At 41.8% G+C, this 15855-nt stretch carries 13 protein-coding genes and 2 pseudogenes; 11 read left to right on the forward strand and 4 right to left on the reverse strand.

The annotated features are described in order from the left end of the window. Nucleotides 1–78: 78 nt before the first annotated feature. Together aqpZ and H735_RS01485 are read right to left on the reverse strand one after the other, a co-directional pair. Nucleotides 79–777: an aquaporin Z gene (aqpZ, locus tag H735_RS01480; RefSeq protein ID WP_020195714.1), complete on the reverse strand. Its 699-nt coding sequence runs from the start codon at nucleotides 775–777 to the stop codon at nucleotides 79–81. A gap of 215 nt (nucleotides 778–992) precedes the next feature. Then, a pseudogene (locus H735_RS01485) lies at nucleotides 993–1868 on the reverse strand (amino acid permease); the annotation flags it as partial. Between the two features lie 364 nt (nucleotides 1869–2232). On the opposite strand from H735_RS01485, the gene H735_RS01490 reads away from it, so the two are divergent. The 3 genes from H735_RS01490 to H735_RS01500 are packed head-to-tail and all read left to right on the forward strand — an operon-like array spanning nucleotide 2233 to nucleotide 4590. After that, nucleotides 2233–2613, forward strand: coding sequence for a RidA family protein (locus H735_RS01490; RefSeq protein ID WP_005432926.1), 381 nt, complete (start codon nucleotides 2233–2235; stop codon nucleotides 2611–2613). 14 nt (nucleotides 2614–2627) lie between these two features. After that, on the forward strand, nucleotides 2628–3905 hold the full coding sequence (locus H735_RS01495; RefSeq protein WP_020195712.1) for an L-cysteine desulfidase family protein: 1278 nt from the start codon (nucleotides 2628–2630) through the stop codon (nucleotides 3903–3905). A gap of 28 nt (nucleotides 3906–3933) precedes the next feature. Next, nucleotides 3934–4590, forward strand: coding sequence for a helix-turn-helix transcriptional regulator (locus tag H735_RS01500; protein ID WP_009707329.1), 657 nt, complete (start codon nucleotides 3934–3936; stop codon nucleotides 4588–4590). Here H735_RS01500 and H735_RS01505 read toward each other — a convergent pair. Together H735_RS01505 and H735_RS01510 are read right to left on the reverse strand one after the other, a co-directional pair. Then, nucleotides 4587–4835 carry a YkgJ family cysteine cluster protein gene (locus H735_RS01505; RefSeq protein WP_027726651.1) on the reverse strand — a complete coding sequence of 83 codons (249 nt, stop codon included), beginning with the start codon at nucleotides 4833–4835 and terminating at the stop codon, nucleotides 4587–4589. The two genes, H735_RS01500 and H735_RS01505, sit on opposite strands and share 4 nt — an antisense overlap. A 96-nt stretch (nucleotides 4836–4931) precedes the next feature. After that, on the reverse strand, nucleotides 4932–5189 hold the full coding sequence (locus tag H735_RS01510; RefSeq protein WP_009707326.1) for a hypothetical protein: 258 nt from the start codon (nucleotides 5187–5189) through the stop codon (nucleotides 4932–4934). Between the two features lie 218 nt (nucleotides 5190–5407). Between H735_RS01510 and H735_RS01515 the strand changes: the two genes are divergently transcribed. The 8 genes and pseudogenes from H735_RS01515 to H735_RS01550 all read left to right on the forward strand — a co-directional run bounded on the left by H735_RS01515 (nucleotide 5408) and on the right by H735_RS01550 (nucleotide 15611). Then, on the forward strand, nucleotides 5408–5860 hold the full coding sequence (locus tag H735_RS01515) for a YcgN family cysteine cluster protein (RefSeq protein ID WP_020195710.1): 453 nt from the start codon (nucleotides 5408–5410) through the stop codon (nucleotides 5858–5860). Nucleotides 5861–5916: 56 nt separating this feature from the next. After that, the gene (locus tag H735_RS01520; protein WP_020195709.1) at nucleotides 5917–7512 is read left to right on the forward strand and encodes a tyrosine-type recombinase/integrase; all 1596 of its coding nucleotides are present in this window, start codon (nucleotides 5917–5919) and stop codon (nucleotides 7510–7512) included. Then, nucleotides 7509–9365 (forward strand): annotated as a pseudogene (locus H735_RS01525) (hypothetical protein). Before H735_RS01520 ends, H735_RS01525 begins: the two are co-directional and overlap by 4 nt. 10 nt (nucleotides 9366–9375) lie before the next feature. Then, nucleotides 9376–11370, forward strand: coding sequence for a hypothetical protein (locus H735_RS01530; protein ID WP_020195708.1), 1995 nt, complete (start codon nucleotides 9376–9378; stop codon nucleotides 11368–11370). Further along, nucleotides 11367–11825 (forward strand): hypothetical protein, encoded by a 459-nt coding sequence (locus H735_RS01535; protein ID WP_019283094.1) that lies wholly within the window; start codon nucleotides 11367–11369, stop codon nucleotides 11823–11825. The genes H735_RS01530 and H735_RS01535 overlap by 4 nt, the downstream gene beginning before the upstream one ends. Nucleotides 11826–12006: 181 nt before the next feature. Then, nucleotides 12007–12726 carry a class I SAM-dependent methyltransferase gene (locus tag H735_RS01540; RefSeq protein WP_020195707.1) on the forward strand — a complete coding sequence of 240 codons (720 nt, stop codon included), beginning with the start codon at nucleotides 12007–12009 and terminating at the stop codon, nucleotides 12724–12726. A 177-nt stretch (nucleotides 12727–12903) separates the two neighbouring features. Further along, entirely contained in the window at nucleotides 12904–13500 is a 597-nt protein-coding gene (locus H735_RS01545; RefSeq protein ID WP_020195706.1) for a tyrosine-type recombinase/integrase, read from the forward strand. A gap of 293 nt (nucleotides 13501–13793) precedes the next feature. Continuing rightward, on the forward strand, nucleotides 13794–15611 hold the full coding sequence (locus tag H735_RS01550) for an ATP-dependent nuclease (RefSeq protein ID WP_020195705.1): 1818 nt from the start codon (nucleotides 13794–13796) through the stop codon (nucleotides 15609–15611). Nucleotides 15612–15855: the final 244 nt, after the last annotated feature.

Genomic DNA, 15855 nt, shown 5'->3' on the forward strand with positions numbered 1-15855 from the left:
CTTATTTAGGACGGTACAGATTTAATAAAAAAGCCGCTGAGTTCAGCGGCTTTTTTGATCGTGAGGTTCGAGAATCGATTAATCGTTTGATTCTGTACCCAGAAGGTTCTTGTAGATAAGTGCACCTAGAATACCACCAACGATTGGTGCTACCCAGAATAGCCAAAGCTGAGAAACCGCCCAGTCGCCAACAAATACCGCAACACCAGTACTACGCGCTGGGTTAACCGATGTGTTTGTCACAGGAATGCTGATTAGGTGAATCAGTGTCAAACATAGACCGATAGCGATAGGTGCGAAGCCTTGCGGTGCACGTTTGTCTGTTGCACCCATGATCACGATTAGGAACATCATCGTCATGACAACTTCAGTCACTAAAGCTGCAACCATTGAATATTGGCCAGGAGAATGCGCGCCGTAACCGTTCGCGGCAAAGCCAGAACCAACCACGTCAAAACCTGCTTGACCGGTTGCGATTACGTAAAGTACGCCACCCGCAATAACACCACCAATCACTTGAGCGATGATGTAAGGCACTACGTCTTTAGTCTCGAAACGACCACCAGCCCATAGACCGATAGTTACTGCTGGGTTTAGGTGACAACCTGAGATATGGCCAATAGCAAATGCCATTGTAAGTACGGTAAGACCGAACGCCAAAGAAACGCCCAACAGGCCAATGCCGACATCAGGGAAGCCAGCCGCTAACACTGCACTACCACAACCACCAAGCACTAACCAAAAAGTACCAAAAGCCTCTGCCATGTATTTATTCATATTGTTTCCTATTGCGGATTTAGATTACCCGCTGAACATAGTAGAGAATTGTCAGAAAAGTGTGAGTTGAAGCACGGAAATTAACCAAAATGCCAGATATGAGCGTTTCTGTCTCATACATGAAACGAAATGAGTAAGGAGAGGGTAGGTGGATGAGTTGAAAGGAAAACCTCAGCTATCGTTATAGAGTTTGATAACCGAGGCGAGAGGAAGCGTTAGCTAAAAGCAATAAATGGTGAGATACACAACAAGATGCCTGTCGCGATGATTAGGTATAGTGAAGCACCTTTGTATTTATGTAGAGAAGGCACTTGATACACCAAGTAAGCAGGAATCAAACAGCCAATCAAACCAAAGATAGGGCTACAAACCGAAGTGAAGCTCAAAACTGGTAGGTTGAGTACGATAGCGCCCCATGCCATCAAAATAGCGAACAGAATGATACCTTTCGTCACGAGATCTTTGTTGATTTGCTCTTCAGGCATCACTTTTTTCAATGCCAACATCGCAAGGCCTTGGCAAGAATCACGGAAGCCTAGGTAAACACCAAAGAATGCTGTCATTACAGAAAAGATGTTCAACATCAGGCTAAGCAGTTTAAGCGTCGTGCCGTCCATGCCTTGTGCTACCATCGCTAGCGCAGAGATGTTCTCGTTTGCTGCACGGACTGCTTGTTCATGAGACATCGCCAATGTGAAAGAAATCGCGTAGAAAAACACAGTCACAAATAAAATGCCAAAAGCAATATTCATAGCACGCATCGCTTTAAAACGGGCAACTTCAATAGACTTTTCTTTCGAACGGTAAGAGATCACCATCGGACTCAAGCTTTGAATAAACAAGATAGAAGTGAGAGTGAACGGCAGCAGTTCAATCGCATCTTTTAGGCCAGCACCAGCCGTTGGTACCGTACCAACATTAGCTAAATCCCACTTTTCTACCATCATGAAACCCAACAGGGCAACGGTACAGAGCTTAATTAGCACTAAGCCCGTACTGACTTTAAATAAGATCTTTTCGCCACGAGATGCGATTGCTACCAAAGCGCAAACCAATGCTAGACCATACAACGGGTTTTCCGACAACAGCCCCAGTCAGTGCTATCAAACTTAGTCGCCGCTTTCCATTCTGTGGCTGTCATTCCGGCTTTAACGTGAGGTGGTTCTTTAGTTATTGGAAGAGTTTGTGTAGGTACAGTAACGCTCATTGTCGTTTTCTCTTTGTTAGTATGAATTTTTCTCAAATCTATTTGAGAAAAAGATTAACAACAATTTTTTTGTGGAAAATTCAGATAAATTTGAGATCTCGGCAAAAATACTCAATAAAATCTGAATTTAGATCGATTTGTGTGATCTGGAGTGGTTGTTTTGCTCACATATAGTTGAAAGAATAGCTTTGAAACGAAAGCGAAAGCTGAGTTTTACGACTAAAACTAAAAACTATGTGAGGATTAACATGAAAGAATTGATCGCTTCAGAGCACGCTCCTGCCGCAATTGGCCCGTATTCACACGGTACCACTTACGGGGATTTGATTTTTACTTCTGGCCAGCTCCCAGTTGATAGCGCGACAGGTAAAGTAGTAGAGGGAGGGATTACTGCTCAAAGTCATCAATCTCTAACGAACTTAAAACATGTGCTTGAAGCAGGTAACGGCAGTTTAGATACGGTTCTAAAAACGACGTGTTATTTGGCAAACATCAGCGACTTTGCGGAATTCAACAAAGTGTATGCAGAGTTTTTCCAAAAAGATTGCCCAGCACGAAGCTGCTTTGCGGTGAAAGATCTTCCGCTAGGTGTTTTGATTGAAGTTGAAGCGATTGCTAGTAAAAAGTAATACGGAGAAGAAGCATGAATCAGCAATGGAACCAATATATCCAAATCATTAAGCAAGTTGTAAAACCTGCCCTCGGATGTACAGAACCCATTGCTGCTGCATATGCGGCAGCAGTTGCAAAGCGTGAGCTTGGATGCCAAACCCCGGACATGATTGAAGTACGTGTCTCAGATAACTTATTTAAAAACTCAATGGGGGTTTACGTTCCCGGCACTGGGAAAATTGGCCTTAAGATCGCGGCGTCAGTTGGCGCATTAGCGGGAGACCCAAACGCAGAACTGGAAGTACTCGCTAAAATTAATCAAGACGATGTGACTGCTGCCCAGCAACTTATTGATGAAGAGCGAGTCAGTGTTGCTCGCATTGATACACAAGAATTTATCTTTTGCAGTGTCACCATGAGCGCTGGAGAAGATTCCGTCTCGGTGACCATCAGTGGTGGACACACTAATATTATCCAGATCACTCACAATGGAGCGGTGACGTTCGATGCCCCTTTGCAGCAGCGAGTCGCGACAGGATCAGTATGCGAAGGGGTTGATATCTCTATTAAGCAGATTTATGACTTTGCCCTTCAAGCGCCATTTGATGACATCAAATTCATTCTGCAAGCAGCGGAACTCAACTCTTCCTTAGCGCAAGAGGGTATCGACCGAGGTTACGGTTTAGAAATCGGCCGCACATTAAAAGGCAATATCGAACAGGGTTTGCTTGGCAATGATCTGATGAGCAGAATCCAAATGATGACGTCTGCTGCATCAGATGCGCGCATGGGCGGAGCAACCTTACCAGCTATGAGTAATTTTGGCAGTGGTAACCAAGGCATTGCGGCTACCGTGCCTGTGGTTATCGCAGCGGAAGCTTTCCAAAGTGATGAAGAGCACTTAGCACGAGCTCTGATCATGAGTCACTTAGGCGCGATATACATCAAGTCTTACTACCCACCTCTGTCAGCTTTCTGCGGTAACACAGTAACCAGTGCGGCCGCATCTATGGCATTGGTGTACCTAGCGGGTGGCACGTTTGAGCAATCATGCTATGCGATTCAAAACGTTATCAGTGATAGTTCGGGCATGGTGTGCGATGGCGCAAAATCCTCATGTGCGATGAAAGTCTGCACTTCTTCAACTACGGCGGTGCGCTCATATTTGATGGCGATGGGTAACCACAGTGTGAAGAATCAAGGTATAGTAGGCGACGAAGTCGAACAAACTATAAGAAACGTAGGCTCTATGGTTAGACTTGGTATGCCGTATACTGACAAATCTATTATCGATATCATGTCGGCCTAGCCTCAAAGTTTTTGCTAAGGGAAGTAAATTGCAGCTTAAGAAACTCACCAAAAGTGATTTAGATATTTTGAATTCGATGAAGAACGTCGTCGATGGCATTGCTCGTATGTACGGTGAACATACTGAAGTCGTTCTTCACAGTCTTGATGCAGAAGCACCAGAAATCATCAAAATTGCCAATGGCCATGTTACTGAACGTGGAGAAGGCGCTCCAATTACCAACTTAGCAAGAATGAAGCTACTTGAGGGCAAGGACGTGTCAGACTCGTATCTGACTAAAACCGCGAGCGGAAAGACCTTGCACTCAATCACCACCATCGTTCGTAACCCAAAAAATAAGCCTATCGGTCTACTTTGTATCAACGTGGATATGGATGTGCCGATGCAGGACTTCTTGCGTTCAATCTTACCGCAGCAGCAGAACCCATGCTGTACGGGAGCGAGCTCGCCAGAAACGTTTGCACGCAACATCGACGAAACCATCATTAGTACGATCGAAACCGTTCAGTCAGAAGTATGGACGAATGAGGCAATCACTCCTTCCAAACGCAACCGAGAGTTGGTGACACGCTTACAAGGTTTGGGGATTTTTAAATACAAAGATGCGGTATTGATGGTGGCAAACCACCTAGGTATCTCGCGTGATACGATTTACCTTTACCTAAGGGAATTGGGTAACGATTAAGTGAGCTGTTCGAGCTCGGTAATGTTGTTCAAAGCTTCCTGATTAGTTTTGCCACACACGATCGGACACGGTTTGAAATCGTGGCAAACTTTTGGGCGTTCTGGTTTTCCGAACAGTTTGCACAGGTTATCGTCATTCAGTTGAATGCAACGTTCACCTGCTGGTTTGCCGTTTGGCATGCCCGGAATAGGGGAAGAGATACTCGGTGCAATACAGCACGCCCCACAACCTAATCGACAATCCATCTAAAAGCCCTCGCAAAAATGAAGGGGGCATTATGGACATTTCTCGCCAGATTGGAAGAGGCGTGCGTGAATTCACACCAACAAACTTAACCCTTTTTACTCATCATTAAGTAAATCGGCGACTTCAAAATTCTGATCGCGTTTAGCCTGTTGTATATAACGGTTGCACTCTTGCATGCTTAAACCCCACGTTCCAGCCTCGGTACGAGCGGTCATTTCCGTTAGAAACGTTGCTTGACCTTCTTGAACATTAGAGGCGATATCCTTGCCGTATTGCTGACAAAGTTCTGCATCGGTACTCGCCGCAGCTCCGAACGAAACAAGAGAGATAATGGTGATCATTGCGAGTTTCATAATATTGATTCCTTTATTCACACTATGAGCTAAAACCATAGGATAGGAATCACTATTAGTAAAAATATCAATGTTGATCGCCCTTGCTGATGAAACAGGACAAACGTTGATAATAGTTCGTATTACGGGGTGGAATTCGGCAAAACTTGAACTTTTGTTGTCAGAGGGGTATAAAACGCACCCAATTCATTCCCATTCAAGAAATAAGTAGTAAGCGTATGAGCACTCCATTTTGGCAAAGTAAATCGTTAGAGAACATGACAGAAGAAGAATGGGAATCTCTCTGTGATGGGTGTGGCAAATGTTGTCTGCACAAGCTAATGGATGAAGATACGGACGAAATCTACTACACCAACGTGGCGTGTAGTTGGCTGAACAGCAAAACATGTTCGTGCAAAGACTACCCGAACCGTTTCACTTCAGGCGAAGAGTGCACCAAGCTAACGCGTGAAGATATTGATGATTTTACGTGGCTGCCACACACTTGTGCATACCGCTTGTTGGCAGAAAACCAACCACTGCCAGAGTGGCACCCATTAATCACTGGCTCTAAGTCTGCCATGCACGCAGCAGGAGAAAGTGTACGAAACAAAGTGGTGTACGAAATCGATGTGGTGGACTGGGAAGACCACATTCAAAACTTACCTGATAGACTAAAACCTCACAATTAACTTTAAAAGTTGAGAATGCTGTATATATTGGTTGTATGTACAGCATGAGGTTTAGTATGTCAGATAACGATGAAATTCAGAAAAATGTCATACGAAAAGAGGTAGAGATTTCACCTATCCCTCACTTCGTTTACGAGAAACCATTGGTATCCATTGATGAGAATGGCGAACCCCAGGTTACCTACCGTGCCAATGGCAATCAGATCCCCATCAAGAAACTTCCCTTACTCTATGTCGCTGGTTATGACGACAAAGACAACCTGATTAGCTACCAACCATTAGATATGGTGAATGAGTTCTTATTGTCGAAAGCAATCGATGATGGTGTGCTTGAGCTTGGCACTGATGCACAGGGGCTTGCCCATTACTTCAGCTTCGTATTGGACAAACAAGCTGAGTGGGATACTGAATACGATCAGGAGGACTTTGACCCTCTCTATGATGACCCCCGCCCAGAATGGAGTGCTTTTCCTCGCAACAAACAAGAGCGGTTAACCTACCAATATCGGGATGGCATCAAGCAGCTAGCTATTGATGGTGTATTGGCTAAAACAACGGCTAGGCAATATATGAGCAGTGTGGTTGGCTTCTATAAACACTGTCTTCGTCAAGGTATTCGCTTCAATAACCCTCCCTTCCAATTTGAGACAGTGAATATACACTTCGAGGCGTCTACTTCAAGTATGAAAGCTTACCAACGTAAGCAGGTGCACACGACGGATATGCGGATTAAGTTTTCTAAATCATCTCGCAGTGGCGGCACAAACCTCAGCAACCTACGCCGTGACTTAAAACCGTTTACTAATAGTGAATGGAACATCCTACAAAATATATTGATGAAGTCTCGTAGGGTGGTTCGCCATGGTGACAATAATAAACTGCACTCCCTGCCGGTTGAGTTTTGCCTGCACCCAATGATTTGCCGTAATACGGGGTTACGCCGAGAGGAAGCAGCGAGCCTTCATTTAGGACAGATTGTTAACCCTGAAACCATGATTCAGGATGGCAAAGAGGTGTTTAAAAAGCCTGTGATGGATTTGGGTGTCGGTGATAAGTACCAATCACTCACAAAGACGGCTGAGGGCTTCTCAGAGACTAATAAAAGCCGCGTTACCATTATCCCCGCCACATTGATGAAGATGCTTTACGATTACTCGCAGTCGGACAGGTATCAAAAGCGCCTTAAGAAATTCAAAGCATGGTGCAATGAGCAGGTTGAGGAAGGTAATACGCATTTCTTTGAGGGTGATGATGCCATTAACCTCGAACTGGAATACCTGTTTATTACCCAGTCTGGGAAACCGATGTTCACACGGCTACAAGACTTTACTGGGCGCTGGGTGGAAATTCGTAACACTGCAAACCTAACCCAAGGTCTCGACAAACCGATTGTTGGCTCCATACATAATTTACGCTCAACGTTTGCTGTAAATATCCTCCGTCACCTTTTAAATAAAAAGGATGAGTATGGCAATCCGTCAATCACACCCGATGAGGCATTGGATAGAGTATCAGCGCTGCTAGGACATGAAGATCGGGCGACGACCATGGAGTACCTGAAAATTGCACAGGATATGCCCTCTGCCGATGAAATCTACGAGGACGTACTTGATTATATTGGTGCTTTCGACGAGATTGAGGGGTTGTTATGATCCAAGGACGTAAGCGCACCAAAATTGCTTTAAAAAAGAAAAGTGCGGCTGTTACAGCATTGAGCCATGAAGACATGGTTTTAATGTGTGGTAATGGTAAACGTTCTTACCTTAATCGCCTGTGTTATGTCAACGTTCCAACGATTAAGCAAATAGCCTCTGGAAATGAGGTTTTGGCTAATAGATATAATATCGTTAGAACTATTTTTGAAACTTTACAACCTTTACCTGATAGTAAGTCAAAAGAAAGCTACTTTACTGGTTTAGTTGATTATTTTAGATACATCGACGCTAAAAAATATCGAGGGAATATCATTTGATAATGAAGTCATGCAGACTTGCCTCAAGCATTTCAATAGGCTTCGTAACAAAGGTCAATATATATCTAAAGCGAGCAATATTAAATTATCCTTATCGTTTTTTCTAAGACAATGGAATAGAGAAGCAGATCTAAAAACGTTACCTGAAGTCCCTGCTCTAGCCCCTTCTTCTGGGCAGGCTTTTAATGTGGAAACAGAGCTAAAACCATTATCACGAATTTTGATTAAGGGAGCTCTCGCCTTTCGAACAGCTATAGAAAAAAAGAATATCTTGATATTCATCCATTTTTTGATGAGAAATTATTCCTTGAATTAGCCCAAAGTAAAGGTTGGTCAAAACGTAAAATTTCATATCAGAAGAGAGGTTTTAAGGATTGTATGAGGTCTGTCGCTGGAACAATAAAGGACAGTCCTCTTTCCCTCGGACGACTCAACCAGCAAACTTTTTATAATCATGCATCACGTAACTGGTTTTTTGTATTCTCGATGATGACCGGCATGAACAAATCAGTACTTGCTCAAGTTAGATATGGAGATGTCGCATTTAAAAATATTGGCAATGGCCGGTTTGTTTTTGATGGCGAAAAATTTAGAGCAGGTTTTAAAGATTTAGATAATGCTGTTGGTTTTAGTAAGCGAACCAAGGAGCTTATTAATGGGTGGCTAACGGTGTCTAAAATCATGTACCAGTCATTGGGTATACCTATCTCAAGTGACCTTCCTCTTTGTCCTTTCTTTAATCGTTATGGTGAGGTTTTAACTTTTGATGCAGATAGTGCAAATATTGGCTACATCAATGCTCAGTTAGAGAAAGTAACGGGATTGAGAGTCACTACAAAGCGTTTTAGAGCTACAAAGTCAGATGTGCTAATGAGAGTTACTGAAGATATGTTTCTTGTATCGCAAGGGCTAAATGATACCGTAAATGTAGTTGCAAAAAGATACTCGAGTGGTGTTCAGGCTGATCATGACAACAATTTAAACGCTACATTTTCAGCATTGAATGCAATATCTAAAGGCGAAGATATTGGAAAAGCTATTGAAAATGCGAAGGTAATGCACAGCGATATCTTATCGGATTATGATTACAAGAATTTACGTAACGGTGACAATCAGTCAAAGCCTCTAATGACCACGCCAAGTGGCATAAAATGCTCAGGAGCTACACCAGAGAAATTAATTGCAGAGGCTAGGCGTATGAAAAAGCTTGGTATTGATTTTTCGAAAGATACTGGGCGTTGTACCGACTTTATCGGTTGTTTTGACTGTGACAGACATAAATTGGTGGCGTCTGAAAATGATATATGGCTGATGCTCTCATTTTTAGAGCAAATCGAAGGTCTCAAAGAAATGGTGGTTAGTAACTCAGTACCTAAAGAAGAATATTTTTGGGTGGAAGGGGTACTGAAAAAAGTCTTGGTCAGATTAAAAAATAAAGCGCCAAAAAATTACGAATCAGCAAAATGCAAAATAGAAAATGGGAGTTACCACCCTCTTTACCAAAATCGTGCCAGTGCAAACCTATTTTTTTAGGGAGAATACAATGTCTTTGATTTTAGAACAGCGATATCCTGAGCTTACCGAAAACCCTTATGTTACGTTTGGCTCTGATGAAGAAGGCGTTTCTCATGTCTTTGATTTAAATTGGAACTTTTATTCATTGCACCAAAATAATGTTGAGATAAATTTTAGTCATATCGATGTCAATTACTGCCAAAATATCCAGTCCTATCTTTATGCAATAATGCAATGGCAGAAACAAAACTCTCCTGATGGCGAACATGAGTCAGTTAGTACTCTGGTTGATTACAGAGTGAAATTAAATGTCCTTGCAACGCTTTGGGGCAACAGTGACTTTAGTTTGCTATCTAGTGACCGAGAGTGGAAAAAATGTTCCAAGAAATTGAGGAGTTATGCTAGTGAAAGTTTTTGTCGATCTTTGGCATCGACTATAAATACTCTGAATAGAGTTGGTCTGTTAAACCGATATGTTCATAAAAGGGAGTGGATCAATTGGATAAAAAAAGGCTCAAAAAAAGGTCAGGCTATAGCTTTCCCTGAGGCGATTCACTCTACTATTTTAAAGCAAGTCGTTCAGTTTGTGGAAACTTATCATCCATATCGCCATCAGATTTCAGAAGTAATGGGTAAGGTTTATGCCTATCAAAATCAAATGATGGATGAGGAACTCGATAAATTAGGTCTTATTCATGTTGATGATATGACTGAGTCGCAATTAAAAGCTTTTGGTACGAAAGTATCAAGGCGCATATGTAAATGGCCTGATATTCAAGCAATACCAGATTTTCAAGTACACAGGAAAGGTAATTGGTTAGGCAAGTTGCATAAAGTGTGTTTTATCTGCGTTGGATTATTCACTGGAGCGCGACATAAAGAGTTGCTTTCCATGAACAAGGACAGTTATGACCTATCGTCTTCTGGAATATCAAAAGTATCAGGTTTTACCACAAAGGGAAAAAATGGTAACCCAATTTTCACAACATGGAATACAGCGCCTATTACTAAATTAGCATTAGAGTTAGCTTATGATGCGACGCAGGCTACAAGGAATTATGCACTTGAGCGAGTTAAGAAAGGTTTTCAAGCTGGTTTAATAACCAAAGACCAGTACGACTACAGGCTTCGAGAACTAAGCAGCGCTTTTATCGCAGTGGATATTCCATACAGCGACGAAAAACTACAAGTAAAAAAGAGTTTTAAGTACAAGGTGGATAGTGATGGTGTTTTCACTCTCAATTTAAAAGAGTTCAATATTATTGCAACTGCAGAGGATGTTGAAGAATTCAACCTTTTAAACCCTGAACGAGCGGGAGATTTAAAGGTGGGAGGTGGTTTACCGCGACTAGCTCCCCATGATTTAAGGCGTAGCTTTGTTGTCTTTATGGTGAAAAATCGACTTGGGAACGCTTTAACTGTTAAATATCAACTAAAACACCGTAATGTAAATATGTCCAATTGGTATGCTAATTATTCTGAGTTAGCGCGCACTAATGAGTTGTTGATGGATTCTCAATTAATGGGTGAATTCAATGAAGCCTTTGAAGAAGCAGCTGTGGATGCATGGGATGATATTTATAATGTATCTGAGCACTTAAGTGGTACCGAGGGAGAACGCATAGCTAAGGATAACGCGGAACGGTTAGCTCAAGGTGAAGAAGTTGTTATATCTCGGAGTGAATTAATTGCTTTGGTGAGATCAGGAGACAAATCTATTGTACTGCTTCCAACAGGTGGATACTGCACTAACCCTGATTGTGAGCGACTATGCTCTCTGATGGATATCGTCGAAGCTCCTTGCTCTCATAAGGTTGTGACGGATAAAGCTGCTAAAAGGTTTTCGAGAGAGCGAGATAACTTGATTGCTTCATTTAGAGCAATCAATGATATGGAAGATTATGCCAATGAATTGATTCTAGATGCTAGAAAAAAGAAGATTCAGTCTATTGAACCAACTCTAGTTAAACACAGCATCCCTTTTGATAACTTCAATGATGAGATTAAGGCAGTGTGGTCATGAAAGTAGAGTATAAGGCAACCTGCAAGGCAGAAGGGTTACTGGTCAATGCGTTTCAGCGACTATTAGATGGTAAGCCTATTCATGTCAAGGCGATGGGTAAGCTCACGTTAAACCGGATCAATAATGAAGCCCAGCTTGGCAATAGCTATGTCCATAAGTTTAAAGAGTTTGTGGCTTACGCTAAACCTGTGATCGATGAATACAACCACAACCGTGATAAGGCTATGACAACGGGCTTAGATATTGAATTGGATGTCCCTTTGTCTGAGCTTGACAGGCTAAAACACGAATTAAAAAAAGCCAATGACCTTAAGGATAAATACAGGGTGCAACGAAACAATGCAGTTGAAGCTCGAAAGCAGTTAGAGGCTGAAAATGCGAGGCTCCGCTTTAGGGTGTTTGACCTCCAACAAGAGCTATTGGATGAAAATTCAGTCGTAACACCAATAAAGTAATACGCAAGTGTAATGGGGCAAGGGAACGTAACTCGTTTCTGCCCCAAATTGTGTTTCACAAACCAACGATACAATCTAACTAAGGCGATTTACGCGATGAGCGGGGTTGCCTCTCGACATAGCCTGAGATAAGGTCTTGCAGTTACCAGCTCTCATCTTAATAGATATCGGATAAAAATAAATGAAGCAAAATATTTACGATGACGATGTGTTTTTCGAAGGCTATCAATCGCTAAGAAAAAATGATTCGGGTTACAATCGTTATCTAGAAGAACCAACTCTTCGTTCTTTGTTACCTAACCTTGAGGGTAAGAAGGTACTAGATATTGGCTGTGGGTTTGGTGACTTCTCCCAATATGCAGTAAAACACCGTGCTAGTTATTATCTAGGTATCGATATTTCCGAGAAAATGCTTAGTGAAGCAATGGTACATAAAACGGTCAGTGTTGATTTTTTACATTGCTCAATCGAGGACTACTCATACCCCGAAGAGGAATTCGATGTCGTTGTTGCTTCACTCTGTTTACATTACATCCAAGACATAAGTGCGGTGTTTAAGAAAATATTCAACAGCTTAAAATCGGATGGAACGTTTGTTTTTTCGGTAGAGCATCCTATATGCACCTCTTTACTCAAAGGCCTTTATGAAACTCAGGGTGAGTCTCATTGGCCTGTGGATAATTATTTCAATGAAACTAAACGGGAACAAAATTGGTTTGTGAATGGTGTCGTTAAATTCCATCGCAGTGTCCAGTCTTATGTGAGCACATTACTAGACGCAGGGTTTTCTATCCAAGGTTTTTCAGAGCCGCAACCGTCCGAGGAAGACATAGCAGCAGTTCCAGAACTATCTATCCATAAAAGAAGACCTGCGATACTTGTTATTAAAGGTGGCAAGTGAGCCTCAACACGATGAATACTGGGCATCAAGTTAAGCGGCTTTCGGTAATTATAGCTAATCATAATTTATTAAAGTTGCTGAAACGTCTCTGTCCACCGACGTTTTAGATCTTCCTAAACCCTACTAAATGTGCCTGCCAAACTTCATGTTGACCTAAAACACTGAGAGGAGGTCATCATGAGAAAGCTATCTTCTGGAAAATGCAGTGGCATCAAAAGGCCATTTAAGCTTGAAGAGATCTGGCGGATCAGAACTAGGCTGGAGATTGAAAATGATCTGATGCAACTCGCACTACTGAACCTAGCTATAGATAGCAAGTTAAGAGCGAGTGACTTGCTGAAACTACACGTTTACGATGTTTCTTCGCAAGGAGTTATCTATGAAAGGGTTCAGTGCATCCAGCAAAAAACTGGTACCGATGTCCACTATGAGATTACTCCGAGAACACAGCAAAGTATTAGCCGATGGATTTTTGCAGCATCCCTAGAGGCAAACAGTTTTCTATTCCCGAGTAACAGACGCTTTGGGCAACCTATCAGCTACTCATTCTATCGTTCAATTATCAGGAACTGGGCTGCAAAACTGGGACTGAATGCTGACTATTACGGCACTCATTCTATGCGCCGCACTAAAGCCACTTTAATCTATGCCAGAACGAAAAACATCAGGGCCGTACAGATTTTACTTGGACATTCGAAGCTAGATAACACGATTCGATACCTCGGCGTTGAGCTAGAAGACGCTCTGAGGTTGTCTGAGAAAACAGACTGCTGACAGACAGGAGCTGAAACAGGCTTTTCTTCTGAAAAGCCTGTGCCCCATTATTGGATAGACCTTTTACTCATTCCCATCCTGTTCATGAGTTTTCCCCTACTAAAACTTATCCATTCTTCTAGTACTGTTCGTTGTGAATCCCCGTAAGCATAGTTCGCTAGTGTTTGGGGGATGATGGTTCTTATATCTCGTCATGTAACACGGGGAAAGTCTGCTTTACTTATTTGATCCAAAGCTCTAAACAGAACTTCTTTTTTCAGTATGATACATTGCGCTTATACCAAGGGAGTCATATGAAAATAAGAAAAGTGGAAATTCGAAACTTCAGGGGAATTTCGAAAGCGGTAATCGACCTTAGTAACTTTACGACGCTAGTCGGTCCAAACAACATAGGTAAATCAACGATACTTGCGGCATTAAACTTAGTATTGGATAACAAAAAGCCAAAGGTAGAAGATTGGCCTAACCAAACCCAATCCGATGATGAAATGCTTATTACCTGCACTTTTAGTGATTTAGAGGATTGGGAGCGAGCAAAGCCAGCTATTTCAAAGTTGTTGAATGGCGATGAGTTAATTGTACGTATGAAAGCCACTTGGAAAGAGAACGCAGACGCACCTAATTGTAAGTATTATGTACATCACTCGCTAAAAACCACTCCATTTTCCGAAACCAAGATAACGAAAGTACGAGAAAATGATTTAGCAAAACAAATACTAATTGAACGAGGTGCAAACACTGCTGACCTGTACAAGGAGAAAAGAGAAGAGCTTGAGCAATACTTTATCCAATCTCATCCTGAACATGTTACAGAAGATACCGACTGGCATGAAAAGGCATTTGCAAATTCCTTACAACAAGCGATTCCGCATGTTATGTATGTACCTGCTAGTTTTAAAATTGAAGATGAATTAAAGACCACAGGAACGTCACCATTTGCTTATTTGTTCAAGAACAAGTTATTCCCTCGAGTTAAAGATGATAAGTCATACAGCGAGTACATTGATATCGCGGGCAAGTTACAACAAAAACTAAAGGGTCAAGCCGAAGATGGGTCGGAAATCGATGGTTTGGATGATGCTCTAAAAGCAGTTTCAGAAACTCTTAATGATATTTTGGATTTCGATACAAAAGTAAAACTCGCCGTAGGTGATATTGATGTCGAAAAATTGTTTATGAATGCCGCGACGTTCCTTATCGATGACGAGTTAGAAACAAGTCTTCAATATCAAGGCAGCGGAGTTCAAAGAGCATTGGCGTTTGCTATGCTTGAAAGCAACGCTGCAATTGAAGCACAAGTTGAAGGTGCCCAAAGAACCACAATTGTCTTATATGAAGAGCCTGAGCTATATATACACCCTCATCTTATGCGCCGTTTAAAAAATACGCTTCAAACTCGATCAGACAGCCCACTCTGGCAGGTAGTATGCTCTACGCATTCCCCATTTTTGATTGATTTAGCGAATCAGCCAGACTCAATTAAATTAATTAAAAGGGGAGAGGGAAATAGTCGAATTGTTTCTCAGCTTCCAAACGAGTTGTTCGAACAAAGCGATGAATATGATGAAAAAGTGCTACTGCGTGCGGTACTAGATTTCCATCCGACCGTTTGTGAAAGTCTATTTGCAAAACAAGTTGTTGTCGTGGAAGGTGATACTGAGGTTGCAGTATTTTCAATGATCGATGAGTTAGTAAGCAAGTTAGAAATTGAAAACTCAAAACATAAAGATATAACGGTTGTTTCGGCGGGAGGAAAATGGACAATTCCTGCGATTGTAAAGGTGCTTAAAGGTCTTGGTATTGGATACAAAGTTATTCACGATACCGATGCCAAGGGCTTAACTGAAGAAGAACTTGTTCAAGTTGGGAATTTGCACCCTTATCGAGCCAATGCCAAAATTTCGGAAGTTGCAGGTGAAGAAAACGTATTTCTTGTGAATGATACGTTTGAACATGTATTGTGGAATGCTGAAAAAGATTCAATAAAGTCTAGCAGTAAACCTTATCATTCATGGAAACGCACACGACAATTTTTAGACAACGAACTCGACCTTGATGCTGCATGTAAGTCAACATTAAAAGAGATTATTGAATTTGCTTTTGTGAATTAGATGTAACGATACCTAAAGGCTTCGTTTCTGGAGCCTTTTTACTTAAGGACATTAGCTTAACTCTCATTGCCTTTTGGTGACAGCGTGGTGCCGTTGATCTTCAAGCCGATTTGGCCAACAACGCCTCAGAACCATAACACTGATTTGTCAAAGCACTGTGTTTCAAAACTAAACGTTAAACACCAAAAAAAGAAAATGATTATTAAGCTCTTTAAGTTTTCAGCATAGATTTGGATAAATATGT

This window comes from Vibrio owensii CAIM 1854 = LMG 25443, assembly GCF_000817815.1.
Taxonomy (GTDB): Bacteria; Pseudomonadota; Gammaproteobacteria; order Enterobacterales; family Vibrionaceae; genus Vibrio; species Vibrio owensii.

Coding starts and splice junctions, on each gene's coding strand:
- H735_RS01495 (WP_020195712.1), top strand. CDS start 2,628: ATGAATCAGCAATGGAACCAATATATCCAAATCATTAAGCAAGTTGTA.
- H735_RS01515 (WP_020195710.1), top strand. CDS start 5,408: ATGAGCACTCCATTTTGGCAAAGTAAATCGTTAGAGAACATGACAGAA.
- H735_RS01490 (WP_005432926.1), top strand. CDS start 2,233: ATGAAAGAATTGATCGCTTCAGAGCACGCTCCTGCCGCAATTGGCCCG.
- H735_RS01545 (WP_020195706.1), top strand. CDS start 12,904: ATGAGAAAGCTATCTTCTGGAAAATGCAGTGGCATCAAAAGGCCATTT.
- H735_RS01535 (WP_019283094.1), top strand. CDS start 11,367: ATGAAAGTAGAGTATAAGGCAACCTGCAAGGCAGAAGGGTTACTGGTC.
- H735_RS01540 (WP_020195707.1), top strand. CDS start 12,007: ATGAAGCAAAATATTTACGATGACGATGTGTTTTTCGAAGGCTATCAA.
- H735_RS01505 (WP_027726651.1), bottom strand. CDS start 4,835: ATGGATTGTCGATTAGGTTGTGGGGCGTGCTGTATTGCACCGAGTATC.
- H735_RS01510 (WP_009707326.1), bottom strand. CDS start 5,189: ATGAAACTCGCAATGATCACCATTATCTCTCTTGTTTCGTTCGGAGCT.
- H735_RS01530 (WP_020195708.1), top strand. CDS start 9,376: ATGTCTTTGATTTTAGAACAGCGATATCCTGAGCTTACCGAAAACCCT.
- aqpZ (WP_020195714.1), bottom strand. CDS start 777: ATGAATAAATACATGGCAGAGGCTTTTGGTACTTTTTGGTTAGTGCTT.
- H735_RS01520 (WP_020195709.1), top strand. CDS start 5,917: ATGTCAGATAACGATGAAATTCAGAAAAATGTCATACGAAAAGAGGTA.
- H735_RS01550 (WP_020195705.1), top strand. CDS start 13,794: ATGAAAATAAGAAAAGTGGAAATTCGAAACTTCAGGGGAATTTCGAAA.